Origin of the sequence: Streptomyces sp. Ag109_G2-15 (assembly GCF_900215565.1) — a bacterium.
In the GTDB taxonomy this organism is placed as follows: domain Bacteria; phylum Actinomycetota; class Actinomycetes; order Streptomycetales; family Streptomycetaceae; genus Streptomyces; species Streptomyces diastatochromogenes.
Genome location: NZ_OCNI01000001.1, coordinates 1,117,178 through 1,132,313, shown reverse-complemented (window position 1 = coordinate 1,132,313; position 15,136 = coordinate 1,117,178). Strand labels below are relative to the sequence as shown.

The following is a 15,136-nucleotide window of genomic DNA, read 5'->3' as shown; positions in this document are numbered from 1 at the left end:
GTCCCATTCCCGTCTGTCGCGCGACCCCTGGCACGCACGCTCGCCGCGTTGCCGAATCGTCCACGTGGCTCCGCCACGAGGACGCTCCGGCGCCTTGCGATCGCACGCGCCAGACGCCGCGCGACCCGCCCTTCGGGCGGACGACGGGAATGGGACGACTAGCCCCAGCCCCAAACCACACACACTCACCCCAGAGGATCGCTGCATGCCTGGCATCACGCGCGAGGAGGTCGCCCACCTCGCCCGGCTGGCGCGTCTGGAGCTGAAGCCCGAAGAACTCGATCACTTCGCAGGCCAGCTTGACGACATCATCGGCGCGGTCGCCCGCGTCAGCGAGGTCGCCGACCAAGACGTACCGCCGACCTCTCACCCGCTCCCGCTGACGAACGTCATGCGGGCGGACGAGGTCCGTCCGTCGCTCACCCCCGAGCAGGCGCTCTCCGGCGCCCCGGCCCAGGAGCAGCAGCGTTTCAAGGTGCCGCAGATCCTGGGGGAGGACTGATCCCATGACGGACATCATCAAGCTCACTGCGGCCCAGACCGCCGAGAAGATCGCCTCCGGCGAGCTGACGGCCGTCGAGGTCACCGAGGCCCACCTCGCCCGCATCGAGGCCGTGGACGAGAAGGTCCACGCCTTCCTGCACGTCGACCGCGAGGGCGCGCTCGCGCAGGCCCGTGCCGTGGACGAGAAGCGCGCCCGCGGCGAGAAGCTCGGCCCGCTGGCCGGCGTCCCGCTCGCGCTCAAGGACATCTTCACCACCGAGGGCGTGCCCACGACCGTCGGCTCGAAGATCCTCGAGGGCTGGATCCCGCCGTACGACGCGACGCTGACCAAGAAGCTGAAGGCCGCCGACGTCGTCATCCTCGGCAAGACCAACATGGACGAGTTCGCCATGGGGTCCTCCACCGAGAACAGCGCCTACGGCCCGACCGGCAACCCCTGGGACCTCACCAAGATCCCCGGTGGCTCCGGTGGCGGTTCCTCCGCCGCGCTCGCCTCCTTCCAGGCCCCGCTCGCCATCGGCACCGACACCGGCGGCTCCATCCGCCAGCCGGCCGCCGTCACCGGCACCGTCGGCGTGAAGCCGACGTACGGCGCGGTCTCCCGCTTCGGCATGGTGGCGTTCTCGTCCTCCCTCGACCAGGGCGGCCCCTGCGCCCGCACGGTCCTGGACGCGGCCCTCCTGCACGAGGTCATCGCCGGCCACGACCCGCTCGACTCCACCTCCATCGACGCCCCGGTCCCGCCGGTGGTCGAGGCCGCGCGCAACGGCAGCGTCGAGGGCATGCGGGTCGGCGTGGTCAAGCAGTTCCGCGGCGAGGGCTACCAGGCCGGTGTGCTCCAGCGCTTCGACGAGTCGGTCGCGCTGCTCAGGGAGCTGGGCGCCGAGATCGTCGAGCTGGACTGCCCGTCCTTCGACCTCGCGCTGTCGGCGTACTACCTGATCGCCCCGTCCGAGTGCTCCTCCAACCTCGCCCGCTTCGACGGCCTGCGCTACGGCCTGCGGACCGGCGACGACGGCAGCCACTCGGCCGAGGAGGTCACCTCCCTCACCCGTGAGGCGGGCTTCGGCCCCGAGGTCAAGCGCCGCATCATGCTCGGCACGTACGCGCTGTCGAGCGGCTACTACGACGCCTACTACGGCTCCGCGCAGAAGGTCCGCACGCTCATCACGCGCGACTTCGAGAAGGCCTTCGAGCAGGTCGACGTGATCGTCTCCCCGACGACGCCGACCACCGCCTTCGCGATCGGCGAGCGCGTGGACGACCCGATGGCGATGTACCTGGCCGACCTGTGCACCATCCCGACCAACCTGGCGGGCAACGCGGCCATGTCGCTGCCCTGCGGCCTCGCCCCGGAGGACAACCTCCCGGTGGGCCTGCAGATCATCGCCCCGGCGCTCAAGGACGACCGGCTGTACAAGGTCGGCGCCGCCGTAGAGGCCGCCTTCGTGGAAAAGTGGGGGCACCCGCTCCTCGAGGAGGCTCCGTCGCTGTGAGTGCACTGAACAAGGCCAAGGGCTTCAAGAAGTCGAAGTCCGGCACGTACCTGTCGATGGCCGGGACCGCGTTCGGCGCGATCGGTGTGGCCAAGCAGATCAAGAAGGCGCGCGCCGAGCACGACACACTGCGGCTCATCGACGCCACCGTGTCCGCCGTCGCGATCGTCACCGGCCTCGCCATCCTCTACCGCGAGCTGAAGCGGCTGGGCGACGACGACGTCCTGCTGGGCTGAGAGGGAAGTTTTCACCGTGACCACCACGACCGACCTGGTGTCGTACGAGGACGCGCTGGCGTCGTACGACCCCGTCATGGGCCTTGAGGTCCATGTCGAACTCGGCACCAAGACCAAGATGTTCTGCGGCTGTTCGACCGAGCTGGGCGCCGAGCCCAACTCGCAGACCTGCCCGACCTGCCTCGGCCTGCCCGGCTCGCTCCCGGTCGTCAACGCGACCGGCGTCGAGTCCGCGATCAAGATCGGTCTCGCGCTGAACTGCGAGATCGCCGAGTGGTGCCGCTTCGCCCGGAAGAACTACTTCTATCCGGACATGCCGAAGAACTTCCAGACCTCCCAGTACGACGAGCCGATCGCCTTCAACGGCTACCTCGACGTACAGCTGGAGGACGGCGAGACCTTCCGCGTGGAGATCGAGCGCGCCCACATGGAGGAGGACACCGGCAAGTCGACGCACGTCGGCGGCGCCACGGGCCGTATCCACGGCGCGCAGCACTCGCTCCTCGACTACAACCGCGCGGGCATCCCGCTCATCGAGATCGTCACCAAGCCGATCGTGGGCGCGGGCGACCGTGCCCCCGAGGTGGCGAAGGCGTACGTCCGTGAGCTGCGCGAGGTCATCCGTGCCCTCGGCGTCTCCGAGGCCCGCATGGAGATGGGCCAGATGCGCTGCGACGTCAACCTGTCGCTGATGCCCAAGGGCAGCGAGAAGTTCGGCACGCGGAGCGAGACCAAGAACGTCAACTCGCTGCGCTCCGTGGAGCGTGCGGCCCGCTTCGAGATCATGCGGCACGCGGCCGTCCTCTCGTCCGGCGGCACGATCGTCCAGGAGACCCGCCACTTCCACGAGGACACCGGGTCGACGACCTCGGGCCGCGTGAAGGAGGAGGCCGAGGACTACCGGTACTTCCCGGAGCCCGACCTCGTCCCGGTGGCGCCCTCGCGCGCGTGGGTCGAGGAGATCCGCGCCGCGCTGCCGGAGATGCCACTGGCCCGCCGCTCCCGCCTGCTCGCGGAGTGGGGCATCTCGGCCACCGACATGCAGGCGATCCTCAACGCCGGCGCGCTGGACCCGATCGTCGCCACGATCGACGCCGGTGCCGACGCGGCCTCCGCCCGCAAGTGGTGGATGGGCGAACTGGCGCGCAGCGCCAACGAGTCGGGCAAGTCGCTGGACGAGCTGGCGATCACGCCGGCGCAGGTCGCCCGGGTCACCGAGCTGGTCAGCTCCGGCGACCTGAACGACAAGCTGGCCCGCCAGGTCATCGAGGGCGTCCTCGCGGGCGAGGGCACCCCCGACGAGGTCGTCGAGAAGCGCGGCCTGAAGGTCGTCTCCGACGACTCGGCGCTGGGTACGGCCGTCGACGAGGCCATCGCCGGCAACCCGGGCATCGCGGACAAGATCCGCGGTGGCAAGGTGGCCGCGGCCGGCGCCCTGGTCGGCGCGGTCATGAAGGCGACCCGGGGTCAGGCCGACGCGGCCCGCGTCAAGGAACTGATCCTGGAGAAGCTGGGCGTCAGCGAGGGCTGACGTTCGTGAACTCCCTGGGGGGACACACCGGAACCGGTGTGTCCCCCCAGTCATGTGCCTACCGGCCCCGCATCAGGTTTCCCAGCCGGACGCGCTACGCTCGCCCGCCATGAGTGGACGCACCGCTTCCGACACAGCTTCCGACACCGTTTCCGACACCGAGCCCGTCATAACCGAGACGGAGGAGCCGGCGGACGAGGTCTCGGACGCCCGCCGGGCCCGCTGGATCGCCTCCGGCACCGGGGCGTTGCTGTGTCTGGCCGGGCTGGCCGCCGCGCTGCTGCGGCTCACCGGCTCCGCCCCGGCCCTCGTGCCCGCCGCCTATGCCCTCGGCGCCGCCGTCTGTGCCCTCGCCGCCGTCCTCGGCTCTCGTGGCCGTACCCGCCGCGCGCTGTGGCTGCTGATCGTGGGGACGATGGTCATGGCGCTCGGCGACCAGTTCGACTGAGGCGGCGCGAAAGCGTCCTAAAGTACCCGCAGGGACGACAGAGTTCACCTGATTGTCCTGTGACGTCCCTCCCACTCCTGTGAATAAGTCCACGAACGCGGCAAACGATCACTTTCGCCTGCAAGAGTGGCCCCCGTTGCTCATATGTTCTTTGCGGGCTGTTCAGTTCATGGACGATGGTTCCCGGCCAAAGATCCACAAATCGTCCCCTGGGAGCACGTCCTTGGCAGCCCTCACACGGTGGTGTGTCCGGCACCGCCTGATCGCCGTCCTGCTGTGGCTCCTCGCCTGTGGCGGGGTCAGTGCGGCCGCCGCCGTTGCCGGTTCGGCGTACTCGAACGACTACGAGGTCCCCGGCACCGAGTCGGGACGCGCCACCCAGCTGCTCAAGGAGGGCTTCCCGGGCCTGGGCGGCGACAGCGACACCGTCGTCTGGCACACCACCGACGGCACCGTCCGCGCGCACGGCGTGCGGCGGACCATGACCCGCACCCTGGAGCGGATCGCCGACCTGCCGGGAGTGGCCTCCGTGTCCGGCCCGTACGGCCGTCGGGGCGCCCACCGGATCAGCGCCGACGGCCACACCGCCTACGCCACCGTCACCTTCGCCCAGCCGGCCGAGCACGTCAAGAAGTCCCAGGCCGAGGCGGTCGTACGCACCGCAAGGGCCGCCGAACGGGACGGGCTGCGGGTGGAGCTGGGCGGCAGCGCCATCGGGCTCACCGAGTCCGCGCGCGGGGACACGGCCGAGGTGGTCGGTGTGGCCGTCGCCGCCGTCGTACTGTTCCTCGCCTTCGGCTCGCTCGCCGCCTCGCTGCTGCCGATCGCCACCGCGCTGATCGGCGCGGGCACGGCGTACGCCGGCATCGGGCTGCTAGGGCACGCGATGACCGTCGCCGACTTCGCGCCCATGCTCGGCATGCTGATCGGGCTCGGCGTCGGCATCGACTACGCGCTCTTCATAGTGACCCGGCACCGGCGCGGTCTGAAACGCGGCCTGAGTGTCACCGAGGCCGCCACCAACGCCGTCGCCACCACCGGACGCGCGGTCGTGTTCGCGGGTGCGACCGTGTGCATCGCCCTGCTGGGCATGCTGATACTGCGCCTGGGCTTCCTCAACGGGGTGGCCGTCGCCGCGTCGTTGACGGTCGCCCTGACCGTCGCGGCCTCCGTCACCCTGCTGCCCGCCCTGCTGTCGTACATCGGACCGCGCGCGCTGAGCCGCCGCGAACGGCGCCGGCTCGCCGAGCACGGGCCGCAGCCGGAGCTGCCCACCGGTCTCGCCGCCCGCTGGTCCGCGTTTGTGGAGCGCCGTCCCAAGCTGCTGGGCTCCCTCGCCGTCGCGGTCATCGCCCTGCTCGCGCTGCCCACGCTCTCCCTCCACCTCGGCACCTCCGACCAGGGCAACGACCCCCGCTCGTCCACCACACGGCAGGCCTACGACCTCCTCGCGCAGGGCTTCGGACCCGGCGTGAACGGCCCGTTGACCCTGGTGACACGCGTGGACGGCGGCGACGACAAGCTCGCCCTGGACGGCCTCGACACCACCCTGCGCGCCACCCGGGGCGTCGCCTCGGTCACCCCGGTGACCTACGACTCCGGCGGCGACACCGCCTACCTCACGGTCGTCCCCGACTCCGCACCCCAGTCGCAGCGCACCAGCGACCTCGTCGACCGGCTGCGCACCGAGGTGCTCGCGCGCGCGGAGACCGGCACCTCCCTCGACGTGCACGTCGGCGGAGTGACGGCGAGCTACGACGACTTCGCGGATGTGATCGTCGGCAGACTGCCGCTGTTCGTCGGCGTGGTCATCGGGCTCGGCTGTCTCCTGCTGCTGGTCGCCTTCCGCTCGCTCGGCATCCCGCTGAAGGCCGCCGCGATGAACATCGCCGCCGTGGCCGCCGCCTTCGGCATCGTCGTCGCCGTTTTCCAGTGGGGCTGGGGCAGCGAACTGCTCGGCCTCGGCCGGGCGGGCCCCATCGAGCCGTTCCTGCCCGTGATCATGGTCTCGGTGCTGTTCGGGCTCTCCATGGACTACCAGGTCTTCCTGGTCAGCCGGATGTACGAGGAGTGGCTGGAGACCGGCGACAACCGGCGGGCGGTGCGCGTCGGACTCGCCGAGACCAGCCGGGTGATCAACTCCGCCGCGGTCATCATGATCTCGGTCTTCCTCGCCTTCGTGCTCAGCGGCGACCGGGTGATCGCCATGTTCGGCATCGCGCTCGCCTCCGCCGTCGCCCTCGACGCCTTCGTCCTGCGCACCCTGCTCGTGCCCGCCCTGATGCACCTGCTCGGCGCCGCCAACTGGTGGCTGCCCGCCTGGCTGGAGCGCCGGCTGCCGCGCATCAGCATCGAGCCGCCCGAGTGCCGCGCCGCCCATGAGAGGCTCAGCAGGATGCCGGTGGAGGAACTGCGGGAGGAGCAGCAGCGCGATGTACGCGATATCCCTGGGTGACGACGGTGCCGAACTGCGGCCCCTGGAGGTCTGGCACGCCGAGGAGTTCCTCGCGCACCTGGACCGGGGCAGGGAGTTCATCGGGCAGTTCATCCCGTTCGGTTCGCAGGCCACGGACGTGGCGTCCGCGCGGGACACGCTGCAGCGATACGCCGACATGCGCGCCGCCGACACCGCCTCGTACCACGGCATCTGGCTGGACGGGAAGCTCGTGGGCGGGGTGCTGACGCTGAACTTCGACGCCGGGCAGGGCAACTGTGAGGTCGGCTGCTGGCTGGAGCCCGCCGCGACGGGACGCGGACTGATCACCCGCGCGATGCGGGTGCTCGTCGACTGGGCGATCGAGGAGCGGGGCATCCACCGGGTGGAGTGGCACGCGGCGTCCGGCAACCTGCCGAGCATCAACGTCGCCCGGCGGCTGGGGATGACACGGGACGGTGTGCTCCGGGAGAGCCACCCTCACCAGGGCGTCCGGCACGACATCGAGGTCTGGTCGGTCCTCGCCCCCGAGTGGCGTGCCGCACGCGCGCGCGGCGCGCACAACGATCATTAAGAGACCTCTCAGACAGCGTCCGTACGGTGCCGGGCATGGCAACGAAGACTGAGGACGTCACCAAGACCGACGACGAGCAGACGGCGGCCGTCGACACCGAAGCGGACGGTGCGGAAGCGGCCGAGCAGCTGACCGAAGAGCCCGAGGAGTCCGAAGAGGTAACCCAGGAGTCCGAGGAGGCACCCCAGGAGAAGACCCCCTCCGGGGTCGGTCAGGGAGCCGGTGCCGTCGTCTCCGCCGCGCTGGGCCTGGTCTCGCTCAGCGGCGGCTGGATCGGCACGGTCGCCGCCGCCCGCGAGACCCTGGTCGGCCAGCTCCAGACCTCGTCCACGGCGAGCGTCGCCAAGCAGGTCAAGGAGGTCTACGGCGACGCCTGGCACACCACCGCCCTGTGGGCCGGCCTGTTCGCGCTGGCCGCGCTGATCACCGGCGTGGTCGTGCTCGCCCGGCCCGCGTTCGGCGCCCCCGGCCGGCCGCAGGCCGCCTGGATCAAGTCGGCTGCCTGGGCGGGCGTCTCGCTCGGCGTCATCGGCCTGCTCCTGGCCATCCTGAAGTACTCCGACGCGCTCCTCGCCCTGCCCTCGACGGGCTGAGAAACCGCAGGTCGCAGGGGGCCTTAGGGAATCCGTAGGTACCTTACGGAGCCTCTGAGGCCCCTTAGGCGCGTCAACGGCCCGCCACGCGCGCGAAGATGCGGAACTCTCCCGATGTGGCGCACCCCCCTGGGAGACGAAGGTGGAGGCATCGCAGAAAGCGAAGCACGAAACCACCTCTCCCGAAGGACAGGCCATGTTCGAGTACGAACTCCACCGGATGCGTTCCGCCCAGCTGCGCGAGGAGGCCGCACAGGAGCGCCTCGCCCGCCAGGTCCGGCGCTCCCGCCGCACCGCGCGCCGGGAGGAGGCCGCACTGCACAGCACCGCGGGTGCCGAGACCCATACCGACCGCCCCCGCCGGCACCGGCTCCCGCGCACCGCGTGAGCGCGGGGAGGGCAGAGGGCGGCCGCACGGGGGTCGGCCGTCCTCTGCCCCAGATTCGTACGACCATCGCACCGGAGCTGTGGAAAACGGGTGCACCACCGTCCGGACCTCGTGCGATGCTCGGGCCCGTGGAGACCAGGTCCGTCAGTCCCGTGTTCGTCGGCCGCACCGACGAGTTGGACACCTTGAAAGACGCGCTCGCCCGTGCCGCCGCGGGCGAGCCTCAGGCGCTGCTGCTCGGCGGAGAGGCGGGGGTCGGCAAGACCCGCCTCGTCGAGGAGTTCGCCGCGGCCGCCTGCCGCCGCGGTGCCGTCGTCGCCGTGGGTGGCTGTGTGGAGATCGGCGCCGACGGGCTGCCCTTCGCCCCCTTCTCCACCGCGCTGCGGGCCCTGCGCGACGCCCTGCCCGAGGAGTTCGCCGCCGCCGGCGCCGGACAGGAGGAGGAACTGGCCCGGCTGCTGCCCGAGCTGGGGGAGTCGACCTCCAGCCGCCACGACGAGCAGGGCATGGCCCGCCTGTTCGAACTCACCGTCCGGCTGCTGGAGCGGGTCGCCGCCGCGCACACCGTCGTGCTCGTCCTGGAGGACCTGCACTGGGCCGACGCCTCCACCCGCCACCTCCTCGCCTACCTCTTCCGGACCCTGCGCACCGGCCGCCTCCTCGTCCTCGCCACCTACCGCGCCGACGACATCCACCGCCGCCACCCGCTGCGCCCCCTGCTCGCCGAACTCGACCGGCTGCGCACCGTCCGCCGCCTCGAACTCGCCCGCTTCACCCGCGAGGAGGTCGCCCGCCAGATCGCCGGCATCCTCGCCACCGAACCCGACCCGGCCCAGGTCGACGACATCTTCGAACGCTCCGACGGCAACGCCTTCTTCGTCGAGGAACTCGCCGTCGCCGCCACCGAGGGCTGCTGCACCGGGCTCACGGACTCACTGCGCGACCTGCTCCTGGTCCGGGTCGAGGCGCTGCCCGAGAGCGCCCAGGGCGTCGCCCGGATCGTCGCCGAGGGCGGCTCCACCGTCGAGTACCGGCTGATCGCCGCCGTCGCCCAGCTCGCCGAGGACGACCTCATCGAGGCGCTGCGGGCCGCCGTCGGTGCCAACATCCTCACCGCCACGACCGGCGGTGACGGCTACCGCTTCCGGCACTCCCTGGTCCGCGAGGCCGTCGCCGACGACCTGCTGCCCGGCGAACGCTCCCGGCTCAACCGGCGCTACGCCGAGGCCGTCGAGACCGACCCCACCCTCGTCCCCGCCGACGCGCGCGTGATGCGCCTGGCCAGCTACTGGTACCACGCCCACGACGCCGCCCGGGCCCTGCCCGCCGTCCTGGACGCCTCCGTCGTGGCCCGCCGCCGGCACGCCTACACCGAGCAACTGCGGCTCCTGGAGCGGGCGATGGAGCTGTGGGACTCCGCCCCCGACCAGGTACGCGCCGCCCTGCGCCCGGTCGACTACACCGACGTCTACCCTCCCCCACTGCCCGAAAGGCGTGGGGGGACCCCCAGCGGCTGCGATCCGGCCACCACCCCGCTGCGCTACCTCGACCTGATGGCGGAGGCGGCGGTCGCGGGCCGTTTCTGCGGGGAGCGCGAACGCGCCCTGAAGATCACCAAGAAGGCGCTGCGGCTCCTCCAGGACGAGCCGGACCCGCTGCGCGCTGCCTGGTTCTGGGTGCAGCGCTCCCGGCTGGTCCAGGCCCTGGCCCGGGGCGACGGCTGGCCGGAACTCGCCAACGCCCAGGACCTGGTACGTGGTCTGCCGCCCTCGGAGGTGCACGCCGACGTGCTGGCCAACGTGGCCGGCTGGTCCATGCTCCACCGGCCCGGCCCCGAGGCCTTCGCCGCCGCCGAACGGGCCGTGGAGTACGCGCGGATGGTGGGCGCCCGTGAGATCGAGCTGAACGCGCGCATCACCCTCGGCTGCCTGATGGTCGACGCGGGTGACGTCGAGGCCGGGCTGGCGGAGACGGCCCGGGTGATGGAGACCGCGCTGCAGGAAGGCGTGGCCCATGTCGCGGGCCGGGCTCATGTGAACCTGCCCTCCGAGCTGGAGTCGGTCGGCCGCTCCCGGGAAGCGGTGCCCATCCTGCGCGAGGGCATCGCCTTCGCCCGCAAGTACGGGCTGCTGGACTCCGAGGCGTGGATCTGGGGCAACCTCTCCGACTCGCTGTACGCGCTCGGCCAGTGGGACGAGGCCGCCGAAGCCGCGTCGGGCGCCCTGGGCTCCGCGGCCAGCGCCAAGCCCCGGGGCTCCGGCGCGCTGCGCCTCGCGCACATCGCCCTCGCCCGGGGCGACGCCGCCGAGGCCGGCCGCCAGCTGGCCATCTCCCACACCCACTACGGCACCCACGACCCGATGCCCCAGCAGCTGCTGCCCATCGCCCGCATCGCCATCGGTGTCGCCGCCGAGGAGGGCCGGATCCTCGACGCCCGGGCCGAGCTGGACCGCGCTCTGGAGGTCGGCTTCCCGCCCGGCACCCAGCGCTACGGCTGGCCCCTGCTGCTGGCCGCCGCCACCACCGAGGCCGACGCCCGCGCCCTGCCCGTGGCGGCCGACGGCCGCGCCGACGTCCTCGACAGGCTCACCCAAGCCGCACGGAAGCTCACCACCGGAGCACCCGTCTGGGACGCCTACGAGCGCTGGACCCGCGCCGAACTGCACCGCGCCCACGGCACCGACACCGCCGCGGTCTGGTCGGACGTGGTCACCGACTTCGAGTGCCTGGACCGCCCCTACGACCTGGCCCGGGTCCGCCGCCGGCTCGCCCAGGCCCTGCTCGAAGAGGCCGCCGGCGACGACGAACGCGACCGTGCCACGGAGCTGCTCCGCCTGGCCGGGGCGGTCGCCGACCACCTGGGCGCCCGCCCGCTCGCCGAGGCCGTCGCCCTGCTCGCCCAGCGCGCCCGGCTCACCCTCACCCTCCCCGACGCTCGGCTTCGCTCGCGCGGCGGGACCCCCGTCCCCCGCCAGGCCCTCGACCCCGCCGAGAGCCTCGGCCTCACCAACCGGGAGCGGGACGTCCTCCGCCTGGTCTCGACCGGCCGCACCAACCGCCAGATAGCCGAGGAACTCTTCATCTCCCCGAAGACCGCGAGCGTCCACGTCTCCAACATCCTGTCCAAGCTGGGTGTCGCGGGCCGGGGCGAGGCGGCGGCGGTGGCGCATCGGATGGGGTTGTTCCCGGCCGAGCCGGTCACGGCCCGGACGCCGGGCTGAGCCGTACGCTGGAGGAAACCGGCAGGGGGGAGAAGCCGTGTTCAACGCCTTCGAGGAACTGTTCGCGCCCAGTCGCAAGCACACCCATGACGAAGAGAAGCGCCTGGAGCTGACCCGGGAGGACGTCGGGGACAACGACCCGAGCCGGGGACCCATAGACCTCGCCTCGGGAAAGGTCGTCGTACGCCGGCCCGCTCCGCCTTCCCCGGAAGCGGAGCCAGGGGACGAGGAGCCGGGGGACGAGGAGTGAGCCCACGGATGAGCCGGGGAGCTACTTCACCTCCACCTCCAGCACCCGGTCGTCCCCCTTCCTCGGCGTCCCCCGCCCGTCCGTGTTGCTCGTGACCAGCCACACCTTGTCGCCGCCCGCGGCGACCACCGTGCGCAGGCGGCCGTACTCGCCGGTGAGGAAGGCCTGGGGGGCGGCCGAGGCCTTCGTGCCCTGCAGCGGGATGCGCCACAGGCGCTGGCCCTTGAGGGCGGCCATCCAGATGACGCCGTCGACGTAGGCGATGCCGCTCGGGGAGGCGTCGTCGGTGTGCCACTGGGCGATCGGGTTCTGGAAGCCGGGCTTCGAGGAGCTGCCCTCCGCGTCCGGCCAGCCGTAGTTGCCGCCCGGCCTGATCGCGTTCAGCTCGTCCCAGGTGTCCTGGCCGAACTCCGAGGCGAACAGGCGTTGCCTGGAGTCCCAGGCCAGGCCCTGGACGTTCCGGTGGCCGTACGAGTACACCGGGGACCCGGGCAAGGGGTTGCCCGGGGCCGGCTCGCCCTCCGGGGTCAGTCGGAGGATCTTGCCGCCCAGGGACTTCTTGTCCTGTGCGAGGCCCCGGTTGCCGCTCTCGCCGGTGCCGGCGTAGAGCATCCCGTCGGGGCCGAAGGCGATCCGGCCGCCGTTGTGGATGATTCCCTTGGGGATGCCCTTGAAGATCGTGTCCGGGGCGCCCAGTTGCTCGCCGGTCGGCTTCTGCGTGTCGTACAGCATCCGCACGATGCGGTTGTCCGAGGCCGAGGTGAAGTAGGCGTAGATCATGTGGTCCGAGGCGTAGTCGGGCGACAGGGCGATGCCCAGCAGGCCGCCCTCGCCGGCCGGGGAGACCCCGGAGACCTGGCCCAGCTCGGTCTTCCGGCCCGTCTTCTCGTCGATCCGGACGATCGTCCCCTCGTCACGGGACGAGACCAGCAGACCGCCGTCGGGCAGCGGAGCCAGGCCCCACGGTGACTTCAGGCCCTCGGCCACCGTGCGCAGCACCTTCACCGAGCCCTTGGCCGGAGCGGCCGACTCCGTGGCCCGGGCGGAGGAGGCGGCGGCGCCCGGTGACGTCGTACTCCCGCGACCGTCCGGCGAGCCACCGCTGCCGGAGGAACAGCCCGCCGTGAGCAGGAGCGCGGTCGCGGCCAACACGGCCGTCACAACTCGACGTTGCACGATCATGGTCCCTTCGAGGCGGTGACCCGGCGACAGGCGCGCCCTGTCAGTCCCAGGATCCCTGTGCCGCCGGCAGCCGCGACACCTCCGCCAGATCCTGCGCGGTCAGCCGCAGCGCGGCCGCCGCCGCGTTCTGCTCGGCCCAGCGCCGCTGCTTGGTGCCGGGCAGCGCGATCACCTGGCGGCCCTGGGCCAGCACCCAGGCCAGCGCCACCTGGGCCGCGGTGACGTCCTCGCCGTGCCGCCGGGCGACACGCCGCAGACCGGCGACGATCGGCTGATTGGCCGCCATCATCTCCGCCGTGAAGCGGGGGTGGCGGGCGCGGACGTCGTCCGGCTCGAAGCCCTCGCCCGGGGTGAGCGTGCCGGTCAGGAAGCCGTTGCCCAGGGGCATCGCCGCCAGGAAGCCCACGCCCCGCGCCGCGCACCACGGCAACAGCCCGTCCAGCGCCTCCGGCGACCACACCGACAGCTCCGCCTGCACCGCGCTCACCGGGAAGACCTGCTGCATCCGCTGGAGCTGGCGCAGCGTCGTGTCGTGCAGCCGGGACCCGGAGCGGCGCCCGCCGCGCGCACCCACCGCGCACACGCCCAGCGCCCGTACCTTCCCTACCTGCACCAGCTCGGCCATCGCGCCCCACGTCTCCTCGACCGGGACCTCGGGGTCCGCGCGGTGCAGCTGGTAGAGGTCGATCACGTCCGTCTGCAGACGCCGCAGCGAGGCGTCGCAGGCCCGCTTCACATACCCCGGACGGCCGTTGGCCACGATGTGCTGCTCACCCACGAGCAGCCCCACCTTCGTCGACACGAAGGCGTCCTCGCGCCGCTCCTTCAGCACCCGCCCCAGCAGCAGCTCATTGGTGAACGGGCCGTACATGTCCGCCGTGTCCAGGAGGGTCGAGCCCAGGTCCAGCGCCCGGTGCACGGTTCTGAGCGACTCGTCGCCCCGCTGCCGGGACCCGCTGTACGCCCAGCTCATCGGCATGCACCCGAGTCCGACGGCCCCCACCGCGAGCGCCCCCGCGCCGATCGTCCTGCGCTCCACCTGCTCGTGAACCTCCCTCTGCCGGCCCCCAACCTAACCTCTGCACACCTGTACGACTGACATAGCCTCCTGCCATGAGTGCAGACGTGTGGCTTCCCATCCCGCCGGACGAGATCGAGGGGCTCCCCGAGGGGCTCCGGTACCTGTTCTGGGACGGGGGCGAGAGCGGCGACCAGGAGTTTCCCGGCGACCCTGCCGACTGTGCCGTGTACGTGGTGCCGTACATGAAGCGGTGGCCGGTCAAGGTGCGCCCGCTGGAGCATCTGACCCACGTTCAGGTCATCCAGACGCTCACCGCGGGCGTGGACGACGTCACCGCCCGGCTGTCGGCGATCGTGCCTGGCGTGCGGCTGTGCAACGCGCGCGGTGTGCACGAGGCGAGCACGGCCGAACTCGCGCTGACCCTGACCCTGGCCTCCCTGCGCGGCATCCCCGAGTTCGTCCGGGCGCAGCAGGAGGAGCGTTGGCGGAGCGCGTTCCACCCCGCCCTCGCCGACAAGAACGTCCTCATCGTCGGTTACGGCGCCATCGGCAGCGCCGTCGAAGACCGGCTCGTGCCCTTTGAAGTAGCGCGGGTGGCGCGCGTCGCGCGCTCCCAGCGCACCACGGCGCGCGGTCCGGTGCACCCGCTCACCGAATTGCCCTCGCTGCTTCCGGAAGCCGATGTCGTGATCCTCTGCACGCCCTTGACGGAGGAGAGCCGGGGTCTGGTGGACGCCGAATTCCTGGCCCGGATGAAGGACGGAGCGCTGCTCGTCAACGTCGCCCGCGGAGCCGTCGTCGACACCAAGGCGCTGCTCGCGGAGGTGGAGAGCGGACGCGTCATGGCGGCCCTGGACGTCACCGACCCCGAGCCGCTGCCGCCCGGACACCCCTTGTGGCACGCGCCCGGCGTGCTCATCAGCCCGCACGTGGGCGGGCCCACGTCGGCCTTCCTGCCGCGCGCCAAGCGGCTGCTCGTGGACCAGTTGAACCGCTTCGTGAACCAGGAGCCCCTGCGGAACGTGATCCTCACAACAGGGGCGTAATCCGGTTCCGGTACCCTCCGCAATCCTCCGAACGCGGGCCGTGCTCACCCATCTGTTGATCGTCACGGAGCGTAGAGAAGCTATGTCCCTGAGTGACGATACTGGTGTATCGTCCCGACAGGGGCTGCGCCGGTGACGTTCGGCGCCGGGGATGGACATTTCAGATTTGTGAGGGGGGCGACGGGCGATGCACGGCCTATGGACGAACGATC

The 15,136-nt window shown here is 71.8% G+C and carries 14 protein-coding genes; 12 read left to right on the top strand and 2 right to left on the bottom strand.

What is annotated here, in order from left to right; translation table 11 throughout:
• Positions 1 to 205 precede the first annotated feature (205 nt).
• From gatC to CRP49_RS04635, 11 genes are all read left to right on the top strand, one after another.
• Positions 206 to 502, top strand: coding sequence for an Asp-tRNA(Asn)/Glu-tRNA(Gln) amidotransferase subunit GatC (gene gatC / locus CRP49_RS04685; protein ID WP_018531282.1), 297 nt, complete (start codon positions 206 to 208; stop codon positions 500 to 502).
• Positions 503 to 506: 4 nt separating this feature from the next.
• Positions 507 to 2,000, top strand: a complete 1,494-nt coding sequence (gene gatA, locus CRP49_RS04680; protein ID WP_097252272.1) for an Asp-tRNA(Asn)/Glu-tRNA(Gln) amidotransferase subunit GatA — start codon at positions 507 to 509, stop codon at positions 1,998 to 2,000.
• On the top strand, positions 1,997 to 2,236 hold the full coding sequence (locus CRP49_RS04675) for a hypothetical protein (RefSeq protein ID WP_067008367.1): 240 nt from the start codon (positions 1,997 to 1,999) through the stop codon (positions 2,234 to 2,236). The genes gatA and CRP49_RS04675 overlap by 4 nt, the downstream gene beginning before the upstream one ends.
• 16 nt (positions 2,237 to 2,252) lie before the next feature.
• The gene (gene gatB, locus CRP49_RS04670; RefSeq protein ID WP_097252271.1) at positions 2,253 to 3,767 is read left to right on the top strand and encodes an Asp-tRNA(Asn)/Glu-tRNA(Gln) amidotransferase subunit GatB; all 1,515 of its coding nucleotides are present in this window, start codon (positions 2,253 to 2,255) and stop codon (positions 3,765 to 3,767) included.
• A gap of 109 nt (positions 3,768 to 3,876) precedes the next feature.
• On the top strand, positions 3,877 to 4,215 hold the full coding sequence (locus CRP49_RS04665) for a hypothetical protein (RefSeq protein ID WP_097252270.1): 339 nt from the start codon (positions 3,877 to 3,879) through the stop codon (positions 4,213 to 4,215).
• A 223-nt stretch (positions 4,216 to 4,438) separates the two neighbouring features.
• Positions 4,439 to 6,670: an MMPL family transporter gene (locus tag CRP49_RS04660; protein ID WP_097252269.1), complete on the top strand. Its 2,232-nt coding sequence runs from the start codon at positions 4,439 to 4,441 to the stop codon at positions 6,668 to 6,670.
• Complete coding sequence (locus tag CRP49_RS04655) at positions 6,648 to 7,223, top strand: GNAT family N-acetyltransferase (protein WP_097252268.1); 576 nt, start codon at positions 6,648 to 6,650, stop codon at positions 7,221 to 7,223. The genes CRP49_RS04660 and CRP49_RS04655 overlap by 23 nt, the downstream gene beginning before the upstream one ends.
• A 35-nt stretch (positions 7,224 to 7,258) precedes the next feature.
• Entirely contained in the window at positions 7,259 to 7,816 is a 558-nt protein-coding gene (locus tag CRP49_RS04650) for a hypothetical protein (protein WP_097252267.1), read from the top strand.
• A gap of 196 nt (positions 7,817 to 8,012) precedes the next feature.
• Positions 8,013 to 8,204, top strand: coding sequence for a hypothetical protein (locus CRP49_RS04645; RefSeq protein ID WP_097252266.1), 192 nt, complete (start codon positions 8,013 to 8,015; stop codon positions 8,202 to 8,204).
• A gap of 116 nt (positions 8,205 to 8,320) precedes the next feature.
• Positions 8,321 to 11,425, top strand: a complete 3,105-nt coding sequence (locus tag CRP49_RS04640) for a helix-turn-helix transcriptional regulator (protein ID WP_097252265.1) — start codon at positions 8,321 to 8,323, stop codon at positions 11,423 to 11,425.
• A gap of 37 nt (positions 11,426 to 11,462) precedes the next feature.
• Positions 11,463 to 11,675: a DUF6191 domain-containing protein gene (locus CRP49_RS04635; RefSeq protein ID WP_097252264.1), complete on the top strand. Its 213-nt coding sequence runs from the start codon at positions 11,463 to 11,465 to the stop codon at positions 11,673 to 11,675.
• Positions 11,676 to 11,696: 21 nt separating this feature from the next.
• On the opposite strand, the gene CRP49_RS04630 is transcribed toward CRP49_RS04635, so the two are convergent.
• Positions 11,697 to 12,857, bottom strand: coding sequence for a PQQ-dependent sugar dehydrogenase (locus tag CRP49_RS04630; protein WP_097252263.1), 1,161 nt, complete (start codon positions 12,855 to 12,857; stop codon positions 11,697 to 11,699).
• Positions 12,858 to 12,897: 40 nt separating this feature from the next.
• Positions 12,898 to 13,896, bottom strand: a complete 999-nt coding sequence (locus CRP49_RS04625) for an aldo/keto reductase (protein WP_097252262.1) — start codon at positions 13,894 to 13,896, stop codon at positions 12,898 to 12,900.
• 74 nt (positions 13,897 to 13,970) lie between these two features.
• On the opposite strand from CRP49_RS04625, the gene CRP49_RS04620 reads away from it, so the two are divergent.
• Complete coding sequence (locus tag CRP49_RS04620) at positions 13,971 to 14,924, top strand: 2-hydroxyacid dehydrogenase (protein ID WP_179851498.1); 954 nt, start codon at positions 13,971 to 13,973, stop codon at positions 14,922 to 14,924.
• Positions 14,925 to 15,136: the final 212 nt, after the last annotated feature.